This is a genomic window from Micromonospora sp. NPDC051006 (assembly GCF_044456245.1).
Lineage (GTDB): Bacteria > Actinomycetota > Actinomycetes > Mycobacteriales > Micromonosporaceae > Micromonospora.
Genome location: NZ_JBITFP010000002.1, coordinates 382,503 through 400,565, shown reverse-complemented (window position 1 = coordinate 400,565; position 18,063 = coordinate 382,503). Strand labels below are relative to the sequence as shown.

Annotated in this window: 18 protein-coding genes; 12 read left to right on the top strand and 6 right to left on the bottom strand. The window is 74.0% G+C overall.

Annotated features, from left to right (window positions below):
* The first annotated feature begins 25 nt into the window (after positions 1–25).
* The gene (eccD, locus tag ACIBBA_RS05585) at positions 26–1,423 is read left to right on the top strand and encodes a type VII secretion integral membrane protein EccD (RefSeq protein WP_396694067.1); all 1,398 of its coding nucleotides are present in this window, start codon (positions 26–28) and stop codon (positions 1,421–1,423) included.
* On the opposite strand, the gene ACIBBA_RS05580 is transcribed toward eccD, so the two are convergent.
* Entirely contained in the window at positions 1,407–2,597 is a 1,191-nt protein-coding gene (locus ACIBBA_RS05580; RefSeq protein ID WP_396694065.1) for a type VII secretion protein EccE, read from the bottom strand. The two genes, eccD and ACIBBA_RS05580, sit on opposite strands and share 17 nt — an antisense overlap.
* Before the next feature lie 160 nt (positions 2,598–2,757).
* Here ACIBBA_RS05580 and eccB point away from each other — a divergent pair, with 160 nt between their 5' ends.
* The 8 genes from eccB (at position 2,758) to ACIBBA_RS05540 (ending at position 9,542) form a co-directional block, all read left to right on the top strand.
* A complete protein-coding gene (eccB, locus tag ACIBBA_RS05575; RefSeq protein WP_396694063.1) occupies positions 2,758–4,326 on the top strand; it encodes a type VII secretion protein EccB in 1,569 nt (522 codons plus the stop codon).
* 105 nt (positions 4,327–4,431) lie between these two features.
* Positions 4,432–4,800 (top strand): hypothetical protein, encoded by a 369-nt coding sequence (locus tag ACIBBA_RS05570; protein ID WP_396694061.1) that lies wholly within the window; start codon positions 4,432–4,434, stop codon positions 4,798–4,800.
* Positions 4,793–6,070: a WXG100 family type VII secretion target gene (locus ACIBBA_RS05565; RefSeq protein WP_396694059.1), complete on the top strand. Its 1,278-nt coding sequence runs from the start codon at positions 4,793–4,795 to the stop codon at positions 6,068–6,070. The genes ACIBBA_RS05570 and ACIBBA_RS05565 overlap by 8 nt, the downstream gene beginning before the upstream one ends.
* A 323-nt stretch (positions 6,071–6,393) precedes the next feature.
* Entirely contained in the window at positions 6,394–6,705 is a 312-nt protein-coding gene (locus tag ACIBBA_RS05560; protein WP_396694057.1) for a hypothetical protein, read from the top strand.
* A gap of 256 nt (positions 6,706–6,961) precedes the next feature.
* Positions 6,962–7,759, top strand: a complete 798-nt coding sequence (locus ACIBBA_RS05555) for a hypothetical protein (protein WP_396694055.1) — start codon at positions 6,962–6,964, stop codon at positions 7,757–7,759.
* Between the two features lie 86 nt (positions 7,760–7,845).
* Complete coding sequence (locus ACIBBA_RS05550) at positions 7,846–8,187, top strand: hypothetical protein (RefSeq protein WP_396694053.1); 342 nt, start codon at positions 7,846–7,848, stop codon at positions 8,185–8,187.
* A gap of 31 nt (positions 8,188–8,218) precedes the next feature.
* Positions 8,219–8,626 carry a pyridoxamine 5'-phosphate oxidase family protein gene (locus ACIBBA_RS05545; protein ID WP_396694051.1) on the top strand — a complete coding sequence of 136 codons (408 nt, stop codon included), beginning with the start codon at positions 8,219–8,221 and terminating at the stop codon, positions 8,624–8,626.
* Positions 8,627–8,879: 253 nt separating this feature from the next.
* The gene (locus tag ACIBBA_RS05540; RefSeq protein WP_396694049.1) at positions 8,880–9,542 is read left to right on the top strand and encodes a C39 family peptidase; all 663 of its coding nucleotides are present in this window, start codon (positions 8,880–8,882) and stop codon (positions 9,540–9,542) included.
* A 9-nt stretch (positions 9,543–9,551) separates the two neighbouring features.
* Here ACIBBA_RS05540 and ACIBBA_RS05535 read toward each other — a convergent pair whose 3' ends face one another.
* Entirely contained in the window at positions 9,552–10,910 is a 1,359-nt protein-coding gene (locus ACIBBA_RS05535; protein ID WP_396694047.1) for an FUSC family protein, read from the bottom strand.
* A 109-nt stretch (positions 10,911–11,019) separates the two neighbouring features.
* Here ACIBBA_RS05535 and ACIBBA_RS05530 point away from each other — a divergent pair, with 109 nt between their 5' ends.
* The gene (locus tag ACIBBA_RS05530; protein WP_396694328.1) at positions 11,020–11,907 is read left to right on the top strand and encodes an aminoglycoside phosphotransferase family protein; all 888 of its coding nucleotides are present in this window, start codon (positions 11,020–11,022) and stop codon (positions 11,905–11,907) included.
* 63 nt (positions 11,908–11,970) lie between these two features.
* On the opposite strand, the gene ACIBBA_RS05525 is transcribed toward ACIBBA_RS05530, so the two are convergent.
* On the bottom strand, positions 11,971–12,141 hold the full coding sequence (locus ACIBBA_RS05525; protein ID WP_396694326.1) for an antitoxin: 171 nt from the start codon (positions 12,139–12,141) through the stop codon (positions 11,971–11,973).
* 294 nt (positions 12,142–12,435) lie between these two features.
* Here ACIBBA_RS05525 and ACIBBA_RS05520 point away from each other — a divergent pair, with 294 nt between their 5' ends.
* Positions 12,436–13,584: an AI-2E family transporter gene (locus ACIBBA_RS05520; RefSeq protein ID WP_396694045.1), complete on the top strand. Its 1,149-nt coding sequence runs from the start codon at positions 12,436–12,438 to the stop codon at positions 13,582–13,584.
* A gap of 65 nt (positions 13,585–13,649) precedes the next feature.
* On the opposite strand, the gene ACIBBA_RS05515 is transcribed toward ACIBBA_RS05520, so the two are convergent.
* Positions 13,650–14,306: a dienelactone hydrolase family protein gene (locus ACIBBA_RS05515; RefSeq protein WP_396694043.1), complete on the bottom strand. Its 657-nt coding sequence runs from the start codon at positions 14,304–14,306 to the stop codon at positions 13,650–13,652.
* A gap of 284 nt (positions 14,307–14,590) precedes the next feature.
* Between ACIBBA_RS05515 and ACIBBA_RS05510 the strand changes: the two genes are divergently transcribed.
* On the top strand, positions 14,591–14,791 hold the full coding sequence (locus tag ACIBBA_RS05510) for a hypothetical protein (protein WP_350867838.1): 201 nt from the start codon (positions 14,591–14,593) through the stop codon (positions 14,789–14,791).
* 96 nt (positions 14,792–14,887) lie between these two features.
* Here the strand turns inward: ACIBBA_RS05510 and ACIBBA_RS05505 are convergent, their stop codons facing one another.
* Together ACIBBA_RS05505 and ACIBBA_RS05500 are read right to left on the bottom strand one after the other, a co-directional pair.
* Positions 14,888–17,260, bottom strand: a complete 2,373-nt coding sequence (locus ACIBBA_RS05505) for a glycoside hydrolase family 65 protein (protein WP_396694040.1) — start codon at positions 17,258–17,260, stop codon at positions 14,888–14,890.
* Positions 17,257–18,009: an HAD family hydrolase gene (locus tag ACIBBA_RS05500; RefSeq protein WP_396694038.1), complete on the bottom strand. Its 753-nt coding sequence runs from the start codon at positions 18,007–18,009 to the stop codon at positions 17,257–17,259. The genes ACIBBA_RS05505 and ACIBBA_RS05500 overlap by 4 nt, the downstream gene beginning before the upstream one ends.
* Between the last annotated feature and the right edge of the window lie 54 nt (positions 18,010–18,063).

Below are 18,063 nucleotides of genomic sequence, written 5' to 3'. Positions count from 1 at the left end.
GTACGGAGAGCACGAGGAGGCCACAGTGGCGACGAAGACGGCGACCGGCGGCCTGAGCCGGATCACCATCGTGGCTCCCCGGACCCGGATGGACCTCGCGCTGCCATCCGACGTACCCCTCGCCGACCTGCTGCCGACGCTGCTGCGCTACGCCGGGGAGGACCTGGCCGACGAGGGCGTACGGCACGGCGGCTGGAGCCTGGCGCGGCTCGGCGGGCAGCCGCTGGACGGTGGCCGCACCGCCACGCAGCTCGGCGTCCGGGACGGCGAGGTGCTCTACTTCAATCCGCGGTCGGCCACCGCGCCGGAGGTCGTCTTCGACGACGTGGTGGACGCCGTCGCCACCGCGACCAACCAACGGCCCGGCGCCTGGCAGGTCGGCACCACCCGGTCGTTCGCGGTGCTCTTCGCGGCGGCGGCGCTGAGCGCCGGCGCGCTGGCCGCGCTCTTCACCGGGCCACCGCAGCTGCCCGCGGCGCTGGCCGCCCTGCTGGTCTCGGTCGCGCTGCTGGTCGGTGCCGCGGTGCTGTCCCGCGCGGCCGGCGACAGCCGCACCGGCGCGGTGCTGGCGACGGTCGGCCTGGGTTACGCGGGCGTCGGCGGCCTGCTGCTGCTCGCCGGTGACCGCCGGCTCACCGAGCTGGCCAGCCCGCACGTGCTGCTCGCCGCGACCGCGGTGGTGCTCTTCGCCGCGATCTCGGCGCTGGCCGTGGGCGACCGGCTGCCGCTCTTCTTCGGCGCGGTCGCCCTCGGCGCGGCGACCGGCCTCGGCGCGGTGCTCAGCCTGGCCTTCGACATCAGCGCGACGGCCGCCGCGGCGGTGCTGGCCACGATCGCGTTCGGCGCGGTCCCGGCGCTGCCGATGGCCGCCTACCGGCTGGCCCGGCTGCCCGTTCCGTCCATCCCGACCGGTCCCGACGACCTGAAGACCGACACCGAGTCGGTGGACGGCCGGCGGGTGCTGCAGCTCAGCGAGCGGGCCGACGAGTTCCTCACCGGTCTGCTGTGGACGGTCGCGCTGGTGGTGCTCGGGGCGCAGGTCCTGCTGGCCCTGAACGGCCGCTTGCCGGCGGTGCTGCTCTGCCTGGTGCTGGCCGTGCTGTCGCTGCTGCGGGCCCGGCCGTTCCTCGGCCGCGCCCAGCGGACGCCGGTGCTCTTCGCCGGCACCGCCGGGCTCGGCCTCACCGCGGCGGCCACCTTCGCCGGTGGCACCACGCCGGTGCGGCTCGGCGTGATCGTGGGCGGCCTGCTGGTGGCCGCGGTGGTCAGCCTGATCTACGGCCTGACCGTGGCCGGCAAGCGGATCTCGCCGGTCTGGGGCCGCCTGCTGGACATCGTGGAGATCCTTCTGATCATCGCGCTGGTGCCGCTGGCCGTCTGGGTCCTCGGCCTCTACGGCTGGATCGTCAACCTGCGGCCCTGACCGACGAACCCCCGGTCGGCAGCGACCCGGCCGGGGTGGTCGCCCAGACGCCCGGCCCGTGCTGCCCGTCGACCGGGCGGCCCGGCGTCCCGCACCGCCGCGCGACGTCCCGGACCACCTTCACCAACGCCTCGACGTGGTTGTCCATCGACGCGACGCGGAGCAGCGGCGCGACCGTGCGCCCGCCCGGCAGCACCACGGCCGACACCGTGTGCGAGGGCGCGGAGGTCGAGGTGACCGCGTCCACCAGGGCCCCGAGTGAAGCGTCCGGCCGGGCCCGCAGGGCCAGGCACCGGTGGGTCCAACCGCCGCCACGCAGCCCGGTCCAGGTCTCCGCCGGCGGCTCCGGGGTGAGGTCCAGGCCCGCGGCCGAGACCACCGCGGCACGCAGTTCGTCACGACCCAGCGCCCGGTGGGTGAGCCCGGCGGCGTTCAGCGCCTTGCCGAGCCGGCCGATGCCGGCGGCCAGCGTGCGGTGCACGCCGGGCATGCCGCCGCCCCGGGTCACCGTCTCCGTCCGGGCGTCGGCGATCGAGAGCCGCAGCGCCACCCACACGGTACGGTGCGCGGCCGGTGGCGCGCCCGGCGCCGGGTACCAGACCAGGGTGTGCGAGACCACCTGGGCCAGGGTGACCGGCCCGCTGAACTCGGCGAGCACCCGCAGCGCCCGATCCACCACCGTGGCCTCCACCGAGCCGACCGGCGCGCCGGAGCGGCCGTACAGCGCCACCGCGGCGAACCAACCCTGCTCGTCCTGGCCGATGCCGAGCCGGGTGCCCCGGTCGGTCAGCTCGATGACCGACAGCTCCGGTGCGAGCGAGACCAACCGGGGATCGCCGCCACCGCCCGCGGCGAGGGCGGCCTTGGCCCGCTCCCGGCGCTCCCGCAGCCGGCGGCGCAGCAGCAGGTCCTCGTACCACCACCGACCGCCGCGCCGCGCGAAGACCGCCAGCAGGACGAGCAGCGCCACGACGGCGACCACCCCGGCGAGCCAGCTCGGCCCGCCCAGCGCGGCCCAGACGGCGACCGCGCAGAGCTCCAGCACGATCAGCTGGCCGACCACCAGCGGCCCGATCCGCCCCCGACGCCGCTGATCGGGCGCCGGGACCGGCCTGTCCGGTACCCCGGACGGGTCCACGGCGGTTCGCGTGGGTGGCGCCTGAACCTGCGTCATCGGTGACTGTCCCTCCTGCACGGTGCGGCTTCCCGCCACGTCGGTAGCTGCCGAGCACGGGCGCTGGTCCCGGTAACCCGTCGACGGCCCCTTATCGTAGGGAAGCCCGCGACACGACCCGGACCTGATCGTCGCGGATCCACCCCGCCGGAGGTAAGTCATGCGGACCCGCCGCGATCAGGTGCAGGCGTACCGGTTCGTCACCCGCCGGATCGTCTCCGCGCTCTTGTCGGGCGACCCGGAGACCAGCAACCTGCCGATGCGTCGGCTCGGCATGGCTGTCTTCGGCAGCGTCATCGCCGCCGCCGTGGTGCTCGGCGGCGCCGGCGCGTACGGGCAGTTCACCGGAAACACGGCGCCGCTGGAGACGAACACCCTGGTGATCGAGCGGGAAACCGGCGCCACCTACATCTTCGTCGAGGGTCAGCTGTATCCGACGCTCAACTACGCCTCGGCGCGGCTCATCCTCAACGAGGCGGACCCGCAGGTCCGGACGATGTCGCAGGCCTCGATCCGGGATCGGCCGCGCGGCGCGGCGGTCGGCATCGTCGGCGCCCCGGACGCCCTGCCGGACCGCAAGTCACTAACGGGTTTGCCCTGGTCGGTCTGCGACGTGCCCGACCCGGCCGACCCCCGGCGGTCGAGCACCCAGGTGGTGATCAACCGGCCGATCCCTGGCGGCACCCCGCTGGGCGACCGGGCGGTGCTGGTCAGCGTCGACGGTCAGCGGCACCTGCTCACCAACGACCTCCGGCTGCAGATGGTCGGCGGCGACAGCACGGTCACCGCGCTGCGGATAGCGGACGCTCCGGCGCTGCGGGTGGGCCAGCAACTGCTCAACGCGGTGCCGGCCGGCCCGGCCCTACGGGCGCCGGCGCTGGCCGGCGAGGGTGAGCAGAGCGGGCTCGAGGTGGCCGGCCGGCCCGGCCGGGTCGGGCAGGTCTACCGGGCCGCCGGCAAGCACTACGTGCTCACCCGGGAAGGGCTGGTCTCGATCGGCGAGGTGACGGCGCTGCTGCTGCTGCGCACCGGCGGCGAGGTCACCGACATCACCCCGGACCAGGCCGGTCGCCTCTACACCGAGCAGCGGGTGGAGGAGGTCGGCATGCCGCAGACGCTGCCCGCCCTCTACCCGGCCCGGGACGGCCAGACGGTGCTCTGCGCGACGTACCGGGCGGGCGCGGGGGGCGGCCCGCCGGTGACCACGGTGGAGGTCTTCGACCGGGCCCCGGCGGAGCTGACCAGCGCTGACCCGGCCGCGTTGCCGGTCCGGCAGACCGGCCGCGACGCGGTACGCACGGCCGAGCGGGTGCTGCTGCCCGGTGGAAAGGGCATGCTGGTTCAGGCGGCGCCCGGCGCGGGCGGCAGCGGTACCGGCGCGCCCGGCTCGACCGTCTACCTGATCAGCCCTCAGGGCATCCGGTACCCACTCGGCACCCGCTCGGGGGACGCGCTGACCGCGCTCGGCTACGGCGGGGTCGTCCCACTCGCCGTGCCCGGCTCGCTGCTCGCGCTCATCCCCACCGGGCCCACGCTGGAACGGGCCGACGCGATGACCGTCTTCGAGCCCGGCGCACCGGCACCGGCGTCGTCGGACGAGCCGACCGGCTCGCCGACACCGAGCGCCAGCGGATCGCCGGCCGGGTCGCCGGGTCCCGGCGGCTCCCCGTCCGGGTCACCGGCCACCACCGGCAGCACGTCGTCCGGGGCGCCCGCGGTGGGTGGCTGAACGGACCTTTCGGCAGCCCGCGCGACAGCGGGTCGCCCGGGTCGCTGCCGTCGACTAACCTGATGCTGGCCAACGGTTGTCGATTAGCACGACGGGGATGTTGCCATGACCGGGCGCACGGAAGTCGATCTGCTGTCCCTTGAGGACTTCCACTCGCGGTTGGCCGACCGGCTGACCGAGGTCGAGTCGGTGTTGCGCAAGCTCAACACCGAGATGCAGTGCTCGCCCCCGGCACTGGGCGGGTTTTTCGACGCGACCAGCAACGCCCGCCGCTACTCCGACGTCCACCAGTCCTACGTCGAGCAGGCCGAGCGCCTCCGGCAGGCGGTGAAGGCGGCGCAGCAGGGCACCAGCACGATCCTGGCCAACTACCGGACGACCGAGGCGCGCAACGCCGCCAACTCGGCCGACATCGAGGCCGCGCTCACCGGGGTCGACAAGGCGCTCAAGCCGGAGGGGGAGCCGCGTGTCTGAGTACACCCAGCGCTACCAGGGCGTGAGCCACCAGGAGCTCTACAACGGCTTGATGGCCGGCAAGCCCGAGCAGATCGACGGCGTCGCCGCGCAGTGGTCCTCGCTGAAGGGGATCCTCGACGGCCTCGGTCGCGACCTGAGCGGCGACCTGGCCAAGCTGGCCAACACCTGGACGGGTTCGGCTGGAAACGAGTTCCAGCGGCGACTGACGCTGATCGTCGACCACACGGGCGCCCTGGGCGAGGGCATGGCCGACGTCCAGCAGGCACTGACCATGATGGCCGGTCAGCTGCGGACGGCACACAAGCAGGCCGAGAGCCCCGAGGAGACCGACGACCACGACCAGGCCGTCAACGGGGCGCTCAAGGGCGCTGTCTTCGGCGTGCCCGGCGCGTTGGTCGGCGGGCTGATCGGCCACCAGCAGGACAAGGAAGAGCAGGAGAAGGCGCACCAGCGCATGGTCAACGTGGTGGCCGAGCTGGCCGCCGGCTACGAGTTCTCCGCCTACGGACGGATCGTCACGCCCCCGCCGCCGGATCCCGACACCCCGGGCACCGTCGACAGCACCGGCTCGACCCCGCGCACCGGGCCGCAGGTCAGCACGCCGACGGCCGCACCCGACAGCAAGGGTCTCAACCCGAAGACCGGCGACGCCACGGTGGCCACCCCCGACCGGCTCGTCGGTGGCCCCGACACGAGCCACGGCACAGACCCGACCGGTCCGACCGGCACCGACACGACCGGGCTGACCGGTCCCGGCACCACGGCTCCCCAGGTCGGGACGTCCCTGGCCGGTGCCAGCGAGCTGCCCGGCGGCACGCTGGTGACCGGGGCGGGCGTCGGCGCGCCCGGTGGTGGTGCCGGCACCATGACGGCCGGCGCCGGTTCTGGCCTGTTCGGCCCGTCGGGCGGGGCACCCGCAGGCGGCGTGGTCGGCACCGGTGCCCTTGCCAGCTCGGCCACCAGCTCCTCGACGACCTCCATCCGTCCGACCGGCGGCACCGCCGCGGCGGAGGGCCGTTCCGCCAGCGGCGTGGGGCGGAGCATGGACGGCCGGCGCGGCGACGGCGGCGCCCGGGAGGCCGCGACGGCCCGCCAGGGCGTGGGCCGCGGCCGGGGTGCCGGAGCCAACCGGCCGGGCGTGCTCGGCGGGCACGGCCAGCACGACGAGGACGAGTCCGACGAGCGCCTCACCTGGCTCACCGAGGACGAGATGGTCTGGCAGGACGGCAGGGACGCCCCGCCGTCGGTGCTCGGCACCACCGACTGACCCACCTCCCGAGACACCGCTGCGGCCCACCCGGAGTTCCAGGTGGGCCGCAGCCGTGTGCTGCCGAGACGACCTGCTGGTCAACCGCCAGCGGGGCGTCGAGGGTGGCCCGGGCGCCGTGGCCGGCGGCCAGCCCGGCCACGGTGGGGGGGCGTCGGCGGCGATCCGGCCCGCGAGTCCACACCGGACAGGGTGGGCTCGGTCACGTGCCTGATCCGGCTCGCCCGGCTGCACTGCTCCGCCACGGGCGATAGGTTGGTGACGTGCTGTCCGTAGCGTCCGCTCGTCCCGTCTGGCGGGCCACGCTGCGTTCTCTGCGCGAGATGACCCGCTTTGCCGCTGCCGCGCTCGCGCTGACCGTCGGCTTCGGCGGCGCCACGACGGTGCCGGCACTGGCCTCGCCACCGGTCGCCCAGGTCCGCTCGAGCGCCGTGAGCAGCCAGGTCGAGGCACTGCGGCCCGAGGGCGCACCGTCCGTCGAGCGGTTGGCCGACATTGCCGCTCCGTCGCCGCGGCCGACCGGCCAGCGCATCGTCACCGCCCCGACCGGCATCGCGCCGTCGACCTTCGCTCCGGCCGTCGCCACCGACGCGGGCCGCAGCGCTCCGGGCCGACGCGGCCCTCCGCGCGCCTGACCCCGGGGCCAGACCGCCCGGCGGCTGTCGGCCGGACTGATCCGCCGCGGGTTCGCCGATCGCGCTGATCGGGCAACCGACTCCCCAGCCGGCAAGCCGTTCCGTCTCGGCGCTCGGAGCCTTCCGGGAAGCCGACGCGCCCCGATCGAGCGGCTTCCGGCCCCGGCGACACCGTGTCGGTTTACGCCCCCGTCGTCCCTTTACCCATAGCGGGTCATCTCGTCCACTCCCGACAATCAATCGCGAGGTGCAGCTGATGCAGACCGTCTTCTCCGCCGTACTGCCCGAGGTGTCCCGGGCCGCCGTGATCTGGCTGAGCCTGCTCGCCGTGGTGGCCGTCACCGTCGCCGCCCTGCTGCTGCGACCGGGCCGGCTCCGCACCGACACCGCCGCCCGGATCCGGCGGGCGGCCATGCCGAGCCAGCTCGAACAGGTCCAGGAGGAGCGGGAACGGGTCCGGTACGCCGCGGAGGTCGCGGTCGCCGCGGAGCGGGCCACCGCCACCGCGCAGCGTCGCCGGACGGAGTGGCTCGCGGCGCAGGAGTCGGTCGAGAAGGCCTGGCAGGCGTACGAGGAGGCAGAGGCTGACGTCCGCCGGCTCGCCGTCGCCACGGCGATGCCGCTGCCGCGCACCGTCCGCACCCCGGCCGAGTACGTCGATCGCGAGCGCTACCTGCACCGGGCCGCACTGGACGCGTACTGGCGGCGGGAGCTGTCGGTGGAGCAGCTCAGTGACGTCTTCGCGCACCGCAACGGCTGGGACCCGCGGCTGCACCCGGTGGAGCAGGAGCTGGTCCTGCGGCGGGCGGTTCGCGACAACCTGTTCGCCCGGCAGCAGGCGGCCCGGGAGCAGGAGCAGACGGCGTGGCGGGCCGCCGAGCTGGCGGTCGCGTCCGCGCGGAGTCTGCGGGACGAGGCGTTCGCCGCCACCGGTCGCCGGGTCGAGGAGCAGCTGTCGGTACTGCCCCTGAGCGAGGTCGCCCGCCCGGTCGAACAGCAGACCCGGGAGAACCAGGTCGTGGCGCGCGGCCGGGCGGCGGTGCCGGCGTACTGATCGGCGAGGGCCGAGGCCCCGACACCTCCGGGCGGCGTACCGGCGGCTGCCCGGCTGGCCTGGTCCAGTTGGGTTAGCGTGACCGCATGTCCCGGGAGGCGTGGTTCGTCGTCGTGATCGCCGGCATCGTGGCGGTCGCCACGCTGGTCGGCGCCGTGCTGCTGGCGATCCGGGTGGTCCGGGCCCGCCGCATGCTCACCGCGCTCGGCGGCAGCGGCAAGGTCGCCTTCTACGGTGCCCTGATCTACACGATCTTCCCGGTCGACGTGCTGCCCGACCCGATCTACCTGGACGACATGGGTGTGCTGGCCGGTGCGCTGATCTATCTCACCCGGTTGGCCCACCAGCGCCGCGCGGCCGCCCGCCGGCTGCCCGGGCAGCCGGACGCGCCCCCGGAGTCCGGGCGGGCCCGCCGGCGCGTGCCATGATCGGCCCGGCACCGGGAGACAGGGGACGAGCATGTCGGGCGCGCATCGACTGGACATCCACGACGAGCGCGTCGCCGCCTTCTGCCGGGAGCGGCACCTCGCCACGCTGACCACGCTGCGCCCGGACGGTACCCCGCACGTGGTGCCGATCGGGGTGACCCTCGACCCGGCGGCGGGCCTGGCCCGGGTCATCACCTCCGGCACCTCCCGCAAGGCCGATCACGTCGCCGCAGCCGGCCCGCAGGGCGCCCCGGTGGCCGTCTGTCACGTCGACGGCCGGCGCTGGCTCACCATCGAGGGCCGGGCGGTCGTCCGCGCCGATCCGGCCGCGGTCGCCGAGGCGGAGCGGCGGTACGCCGAGCGCTATCGCACCCCCCGTCCGAATCCGGCCCGTGTGGTCATCGAGATCACCGTGACCCGCCTACTGGGCAGTCTCTGACCGTCCGTTCCCTGAGCAGATGATCAAGAGGTTCGCGTCAATTCCGTTTCCGGTGACGTGAACCTCTTGATCATTGGGCCTCGGGAGCGGGTGGCCGAGCGGTGGAATGCCAGGCGGAGCAGGGCCGTTACATCCCCCGGTACCCCGGACGCGACGGCGCCCGGGTGTCGTTCAGCTGATGAGCCGAGCGCCTGTCCTGGTGCTTGCCAGCCTCCGACCGGAGGCGACAAACCCCCCGATTGGAGCCCGACGCATGAATCCCATCCTGCACAAGAGCGGCCTCTCCGTCGCCGGCCTGCTGGTCGCCGGCGGGTGCGTGCTGGGCCCTGCGGTGGCCGCCCAGGCCGCCCCGGTCCAGACCGGCCCGGTGACGTCCACCCAGTCCGACAAGGGCGGCCAGCACGACCGGCGGGCCGAGCGGACCGTGGGCGTGGATTACCAGGCCCAGCCGAACTTCTACTACTGCGGTCCCGCCGCCACCCGGATCGCGCTCTCGGCGCAGGGCAAGGCGATCTCGCAGGACGAGGTCGCGGCGCTGCTGGGCACCACCGAGGCCGGCACCGACTCGGCCGAGGACACCACCCGGGTGCTCAACGCGCTGACCGGGGGCAAGTACAAGACCACCGAGATCCGTGACTCGGTGGCCAAGCCGGAGCAGGTCGAGCGGCTTCGTACCGACGTGCTGAACGCGCTGGACGCCGGGCGGCCGGTGGTGGCGAACGTCAAGGGCACCGCCGTGGACGTCAACGGCGTGCCGCACTCGTACGAGGGTGGTCACTACCTGACCCTGGTCGGCTACCGCGACGGTGGGGACGCCATCCAGATCGCCGACCCGGCCGACCCGACCGACGGCGAGTACTGGATGCCCCTCGGAAAGGTCGCCAACTGGATCGCCGAGCGCGGTTACTCCTCCTGACCCGCGGCATCACCGGGCCGGGCCTCCCCTACCGGGAAGCCCGGCCCGGTTGTTTTCCCGGGCCCGACCCGAACGACCGCGCAGCGTGCTCCGGCGCTTCGCCCGACGAACACGCGCCCCGGCACCGGTGACGAAGTTCTGCCGGGCGGTTCGCTGCAGTTGGCGGCGCAACGGCGGGTGGATGGCCCGCTCACCCGCACCGGCGGCCGTCCGCACCAGCCGGTTGGCCTCCTCCGGCTCACAGCCGCCGGACCGGAGCAGGTCACTGGCGGCCGTACGGAGGCCGGTGACGATCGCGTCGCCGAAGGTACGGACCCCCTGTGCCCAGGCCCGGCCGGCGAGATTGGCCGCCTCCAGGGTGAGCGCCCTCGCCTGACCTGGCTGCTCCCCCGCCCGACACTCCTGGCGCATGGCCCGGACCGCGTCGCCGAGTCGGGCGATGGCGGCGGGCAGCTCATCCGGAACCGGCTCCTGGTACTGCAGGGCGGTCGCCGACCATCGAGCGAGCGCACGGGTGTCCAGCGCCATCCGTTCCAGGTGCTCCGCGCTGCGCGCGTACTGGTGGTACTGGTCCCGGCGGTGCCAGCGAATCGGCGCGAGGGTCACCACCTCGTCCGCGCCACTGAGCGCTTCGTTCAACCGGCCGATGTCGCCGTCGAGCGAGCGCACCCGTTCCAGCGCCTGGATCGCCCCTTCGGTATCCCGGCGGCGGAGCGCGGCGCTCAGCTCGTGGAGCTGGCCGCCGACCGCTTCGTACACCGGCGCGGCGGCCCGGTCCAGCACCCGGATCGGGTTGACCGGCACCAGCAGCGCGACCACCAGCAGGCCGACGATGCTGCCCACCAGCGCATCGAAGATCCGCGGCAGCTCGAGCCCGCGATTCATCGGGGCGAGCGTGGAGATCAGGACGGCGGTACCGCCCGCCTGGCCGACCAGCTGACCACCCCGGCCGGCCACCAGCAGCGCGGTGGCGATCGCCAACCCGACCACCAGCCCGGTCTGCCAGGGGCCGGTGCCGAGCCCGGCGCGCAGCAGGTCCCCGAGGATGACACCGAGCCCCACGCCGCCCAGCAGTTCGAAGGTGCGGCGGGCCCGCTGACCGATCGCGCTGGCGATGGTGGCGACCGCCGCGGCGGGGGCGAAGACGTGCGCGCCCGGGCCGAGCAGCCGCTGCGCGATGAGGGCCGCGAGGGCGGCGGCCAACCCGGACTGCAACGCGATCACGAGAGTGATCTCCAGCTGGCGCAGCCGGATCTTGCCCGCCTCGCCACCGCGACGCCGGGCCTCCTCCACCCGCTGGCCACCCCGCTCGGCGGCGTCGCCGAACGAGGACCGCTCGGGCTCGGTGGCGGGACGATCGTCGGCCATGGCGGCGGTTACCCCACCCGGCCGGGGTGAATCGTGCGAACCGACCGACATACCGGTGGAAAAACCGCTCGCCACTCGGCCACGCTCGGGGCAGGATCAGCCGGTGAGAATGCACGCCGACCAGGTCGATGTCCCCGTCGACGTCGTCGCCGCCTTGGTCGCCGCCCAGTTCCCGCACTGGGCCGACCACCCCGTACGCCCGATCGTCTCGCACGGCACGGTGCACGCGCTCTTCCGGCTGGGCGACGAGGTCGTCCTGCGCTTTCCGTTGCAGCCCGGCCCCGACCTGTGGGACGAGTTGGTCGACGAGCAGGCCCACGCGCACCGGTTCGCCGGCCGCGTACCCCTGCCCGTCCCCGAACCGCTGGCTCTGGGTGAACCAGGGCCGGGATATCCGGGCCGCTGGGCGGCGTACCGCTGGATCCCCGGCGAGACCGCGAGCCGCTCGACCATCGGTGACCCGGTCGCGTTCGCGCGCGACCTCGCCGGATTCGTCGCCGCCCTGCGCGGGGTGGACACCGACGGCGCGACGTGGAACGGCCGAGGCCGGGGCGGGCCGCTGCACACCCAGGACCGGTACGTCCGCGAGTACCTGGCCGCGAGCGTCCATCTCGTGGACACCGTCCGACTCGCCGGGATCTGGGCCACCTGTCTGGATGCGCCCGCCCACGAGGGGCCGGACCTGTGGCTGCACGGCGATCTCATGCCGGGCAACCTGCTGGTACGCGACGGCCGGCTGGTTGCGGTGATCGACCTCGGCGCGGTCCGCGTCGGCGACCCCGCCCTGGACCTCATGCCGGCGTGGAACCTGCTGCCGCCTCTCGGCCGGCAGGCCTACCGTCGTGCCCTCGCTGTCGACGACGCGGCCTGGGTACGCGGGCGCGGCTGGGCCCTGGCCCAGGCCATCGGGGCACTGCCGTACTACGTCGAGACCAACCCGGTGATGGCTGGCGTCGCGCGACACACCCTCGACGCCCTGCTCCACTCGGCGCAGTAGGCCACGCCGTCCGAACCGGACGGTCCCGGGCCGCCGGCGGCGGCCCGGGACGGGGCCCACCGGTCAGCGCACCTGGTCGCCCTCACCTGTACGCGCCTGCGCCTGGTCGACACCCTTGTCGACCTGCTCGTCGTACTTGCCGCCGGTGCGCTTGTCGGCCGCGTCGCCGGCCTTCTCGATCCCCTGGTCGACCTGCTTGTCGTGCTTGTCCGCCATGTCCTTGGCCTTGTCCATGAAGTCGCCCACCACGTCCTCCTCGGTTCCGGGTCGGATCTGCTGGCTTCCCTCGGCCGAGCGCCGCAAACACCAGTCATCCCGTCGAAACGGGACGGCGGTATCGCGGCGGTGCGCCGGACCACCGTGCGGCGCAGCGGCACCCAGACCGGGCCAGCCAGAGGCGTCCACAGTCGATTACCAACCGGCCGTGACAGCGGTCCGCGCGTCGTCTGGGACAGCGCGGATCGCCGGGGCGGGTGTCGGGGGGACGCCGGCCGGGTACCTGCCCGCCAGCGATCGAGGAGGGCCGAGGTGGACGAGGACGATGCCGGGCGGACGCCCGGCGGGACGGTGATCGGCCGAGCCGGCAACGCCCCACGACAGGCCTGGGCCGGGCTGCCCTGGCTGGTCCGCTCGGCGGTCGTGTGGAGCGCCTGTTTGGTCGTCATCGTCGCCGGGTTGTACCTGCTCGGCCGGATCGCCATGCTGCTGGCACCGCTGGCGATCGCGCTGGCCGCCACCATCTTCCTGGCCGCGCTGCTCGATCCGGTGCTGCTCCTGCTCCGCCGGCTGCGGCTGCCCGCGTCGCTGGCCGCGCTGCTGAGCATCCTGCTGCTGGTCGGTGTCCTGGTCGGCGTGGGCGTGCTGGTCTGGGACCTGACCGCCAGCCAGTTCACCGAGCTGCGGCAGGAGCTGTCGCAGGGGCTGAGCCGTACCCGCGACTTCGTCACCTCGACTCTGCCCATCAGCGATCAGCAGTTGGACCGGATGATCGAGCAGGCCCGGCAGGGCTTCGGGCAGAGCTCGCTCGACCCGGTGGCCGGTGCCCGGACCGCCGCCGAGGTGGCCGGCTCCGCGCTGCTCGCCCTGGTGCTGCTCTTCTTCCTGCTCAAGGACGGCCGGACGATGTGGAACTGGGTGCTCACCCGGACGACCGGCCCCAACCGCCAGGTGACGGCCGAGGCGGGCCGGATGGGCTGGCGCACGCTCGGCGCGTACAGCCGAGGCACGATGATGATCGCGGCGATCGACGCGATCGGCATCGGGCTGGCGCTGGTGCTGCTCGGTGTGCCGCTGGCGCTGCCGCTCGCGCTGATCACCTTTCTCGGCGGGTTCATACCGATCATCGGCGCCACGGTGGCCGGCGCGGTGGCGGTGCTGGTGGCGCTCGCCGCCAACGGGCCGACCACGGCGCTGCTCACCCTGGCCGCGGTCATCGCCGTGCAGCAGATCGAGGGCAACCTGCTGGAACCGCTGATCATGAAGCGGCAGGTCCGGCTGCACCCGGCGGTGATCCTGGTGGCGGTCACCGCCGGCACGTTGATCGCCGGTATCGCCGGCGCCTTCGTCTCGGTGCCGATCACGGCCGTCGTCTGGCGCGTCATCGACACCGTCCAACAACACCGCCGCCCGACCGCACCCCCGCCCCCGCCCGCCGCCCCGGCCGGCCAGCCGGGTTGACCACGGAGTCGGCCGGGCGGATCAGCGGTCGAGCTGGGCGATGACCCGGGACGAAAGCGGGCGGGTCAGGACGCGGGCAGGTGGGTGGCGAACCAGGCGCTGGCGGCGTCGGCGACCTGGTCGAGCGTGCCCGGCTCCTCGAAGAGGTGGGTCGCGCCGGGCACCACATGCAGCTCGACGAGGCCGGGCAGCGCGTCGCGGGCCTGCTCGTTCAGGGTGATCACCTGCTCGTCCAGGCCACCCACCAGCAGCAGCGTCGGCGCGCGTACCGCGGCGAGGGCGGTACCGGCCAGATCGGGCCGGCCGCCCCGGGAGACCACCGCGCGTACCTGATCGGGTCGGGCCGCCGCACCGACGAGCGCCGCGGCGGCACCGGTGCTGGCACCGAAGAGACCGATCGGCAGCCCGCGCGTCGCCGGCTCGGCGGCCAGCCAGTCGACGATCGCCGCCAGCCGGCCGGCGAGCAGCCCGATGTCGAAGCGGAGCTCGGCGGTGCGGGCGTCCACCTCGTCCTCCTCGGGCGTCAGCAGGTCGACCAGCACGGTGCCGAGCGCCTGCCGGTTGAACACCTGGGCCACCGCCACGTTCCGCGGGCTGTGCCGGGAACTGCCGCTACCGTGCGCGAAGAGCACCACTCCGGCCGGGTCGGCGGGGAGCACCAGATCGGCCGGGAGCCCCGCGTCCCCGACCGGGATCGTCACCGCACTGCTCCGTACGTCCATGCCCCGACCTCCAGCCCGCCGGCCGGGTCGCCGGCTGCCCCGCGCATACCCCGGCCGACCCGTCGCACGCGTGGCCCGGTCAGCCCGTCTCAGCCACGGCCGTCAGAGCGGCCCCGAAGGCACACCTCACCACAGCGTCCCCGCCAGACCCACCGACCGCGACCCGGGCCGTCGCGCCCACAGAACCGCCGGGCCGCGTTTGTCGACGGGCGGGTCGGGTAGCCGACGGGCGACCGCAGACCGTGTCGGCGCAGCATGCGCCCCGACGGATCGCGAGGATCACCATGGCCCAGCAGCGGCAGACATCCCGGCAGCAACAGGCGTCCCGGCACCAGCAGAGGTCCGAGGAGGAGGGCCGGCTGCAGGCAGCCGAGCGCAACAAGGACTGGGCGGACAACGCGGCACACGCGCGTACCGCCGACGATCCGCGGGCGATGGCACCCCGCGACGCGGCGGGCCGCCCGTCCACCGGAGACCCCGTCTGAGCTGAGGTGCGATGTGTGCGGCGGCCGGGGCGGGAGCAACCCGCTCCGGCCGCGTACGTCATCGGACCCGCCGCCGCCCGACGGACCGCGCGCCGGTCACGGCTCGGTCTCCGGCAGCCGGAGCAGCGGACCCCGGCCGGGCGGCTGCTCCGGAGGCGGGCCGGCCGGATGGGCCTGCGGCACCGGCACGGTCACCGGTTGGCCCGGGGTGACCCGGATCGTCTCGTCGTGGTGCCGCAGCTCCACGACGTCGTCCGGCTCGCCGTGGCGAAGCTCGTAGGTGGTCTGGTGCGGCCGGACATCCACCCGCAGCCGTAGCCCGCGCCACTGCAACGAGAACTCCAGGCGGCTGAGCTTGCTGGAGAGCCGGGGCGCGAAGGACAGCTCACCGTCGTGGTCCCGCAGGCCACCCATGCCGGCCACCAGGGCGATCCAGGCGCCGGCCAGCGAGGCCATGTGCACGCCGTCGCGGGTGTTCTCGTTCAGGTCGTGCAGATCCATCAGCGCGGCCTCGCGCAGGTAGCTGTGGGCCAGCTCCGGGTGGCCCACCTCGGCGGCGAGCACCGACTGGGTGCAGGCGGAGAGCGACGAGTCCCGCACCGTCCGGCGCTCGTAGTAGAGGAAGTTGCGCACCTTCTGCTCCGGGGTGAACGCGTCACCCCGCCAGTGCATGGCGAGCACCAGGTCCGCCTGCTTGATCACCTGCTTGCGGTACAGGTCGAAGTACGGGTAGTGCAGCAACAGCGGATACTTCTCCGCCGGTGTGTACGCGAAGTCCCACTCCTGGAGCCGGGTGAACCCCTCCACCTGCTGATGGACGTCGACCTCCTCGTCGTACGGCAGGTGCATGGACGCGGCCGCGTCCCGCCAGCTCGCCGCCTCCTCGTCGGTGACGCCGAGGCGCGTCGCCTGGTCCCGGTAGCGCCCCACCAGGTCCGCCGCGGTGATGAGGTTCCGCTGCGCCATCAGGTTGGTGTAGATGTTGTCGTTCTTCACCGCGGTGTACTCGTCCGGCCCGGTCACCCCGTCGATGTGGAACACGCCGTGCCGGTCGTGGTGGCCGATGGAGCGCCACAGCCGGGCGGTCTCCACCATCAGCTCCAGCCCGATCTCCTGCTCCAGCTGCCTGTCGTCGGTGACCAGGACGTAGCGGCGCAACGCGTCGGCGATGTCGGCCGCGATGTGGAACGCCGCGGTCCCCGCCGGCCAGTAGCCGGACGACTCGGGCCCCTCGATCGTCCGCCAGGGGAACGCGGCGCCCTTCAGGTTCAGGGTCTCGGCACGCTCCCGGGCCTGGTTGAGCGTGGCGTGCCGCCAGTACAGCGCATTGCGGACCGCGCTGGGTTGGGTGTACGTGAGCACCGGCAGGACGAACATCTCGGTGTCCCAGAACGCGTGCCCGTCGTATCCCGGGCCGGTCAGCCCCTTCGCGGCGATCGGCCGGCGCTCGGCCCGCGCACCGGCCTGAAGCACGTGGTAGAGCCCGAAGCGGACCGCCTGCTGGATCTCCGGGTCGCCCTCGACCCGCACGTCCGCCGCGTCCCAGAACTCGTCGAGGTACTCCCGCTGCTCGCGGCACAGACCCTCCCAGCCATCCAGCCGGGCGGCGGCCAGCGCCGCGCCGACCTGGTCGCGCAGGGCCGGCAGGGAACGGCGGCTGGACCAGCCGTAGGCCAGGTACTTGACGACCCGCAGTTTCTCGCCCGGCTTGAGCACGCAGCCGATCGTGGTGCGGACCCAGTCCTCGTACCCCTCGGACTCGATGGTGGTGCGGTCCGGGCCGTACACCTCGTGGTCCATGGCGGCAGCGACCCGCAGCCCGGAGACCTTGGTCCGGTGCACGAGCAGCCCGCCGTCCTCGGTGGTGAGTTCCTCCTCGGCCAGCAGCGGCGACTCGAGCACCGCGGCCACCCGCGGGTCCCGGCTCTGCGCCGGCAGCGACTCGTTGGCCACCAGCTCGGACTGGACGATCAGCCGCAGCGGGCCCTCGACCGCCTCCACCTCGTAGTTGATCGCGGCCACCGCGCGCTGGGTGAACGAGACCAGCCGGGTGCTGCGGACCTTGACCTCGCGGCCGGCGGGCGAGCGCCAGTGCAGCTCCCGGTGCAGGGTGCCGGCGCGCAGGTCGAGGGTCCGCTCGTGGGACAGCAGCTCGCCGTAGCGGACGTCCAGCGGCTCGTCGTCGACCAGCAGCCGGATCAGCTTGCCGTTGGTGACGTTGACGATGGTCTGGCCGGACTCCGGAAAGCCGTAGCCGGCCTCGGCGTAGGGCAGCGGCCGCAGCTCGTAGAAGGAGTTCAGGTACGTCCCGGGCAGACCGTGCGGCTCCCCCTCGTCCAGGTTGCCGCGCAGCCCGATGTGCCCGTTGGAGAGGGCGAAGACCGACTCCGACTGAGCCAGCACGTCCATGTCCAGCCGGGTCTCCCGGACGTGCCACGGGTCGACCGGATAGGCCCGTTCCCTGATCACGCGGTGTGCCCTTCGTTCAGCAGGTCGGCGAGGTCGGTGACGACCACGTCGGCGCCGTGCGCGCGCAGCTCGTCGGCCTGGCCGACCCGGTCGACCCCGACCACGTAGCCGAAGCCGCCGGCCCGCCCGGCGGCCACCCCGGAGAGCGCGTCCTCGAAGACCACGGCCTGGGCCGGCTCGACGCCGAGCAGCTTCGCCCCGGCCAGGAAGGTGTCCGGGTGGGGCTTGCCACGCAGCCCCTGGGCGCGGGCGACCAGCCCGTCCACCCGGGCTTCGAGCAGCGGCTCCAGGCCGGCGGCGGCGACCACCTCCCGGCCGTTGGCGCTGGCCGTGACGACCGCCCGGCGCAGCCCCGCCGCGGCGGCCGCCTTCAGGTACGCCACCGAGCCCGGGTAGACGTCGACGCCATGGGCGCGCAGGTGCTCCAGCAGCAGGACGTTCTTGCGGTTGCCGACCCCGTTCACCGTGTCGGCGTCCGGTGGGTCGTCGGGCGCGCCCTCGGGGAGCACGATCCCGCGGGAGGCGAGGAAGGTTCGCACCCCGTCCGCCCGAGGGCGACCGTCGACGTACCGGTTGTAGTCCGGGCCGGGGTCGAACGGCTGGTAGGGCGCACCGGTCGCCGTGGCGTGCTGGCGCAGGAACGCGTCGAACGTCTCGGTCCAGGCGGCGTTGTGCACCCGGGCGGTCTGCGTCAGCACACCGTCCAGGTCGAAGAGACAGGCGGTCACGTGAGCAGGTAGGCCCAGCACGGTACGAATCTAACCACCCGATCGGCCCGGCAAACCCGTTTCCGCCCGCCTGGG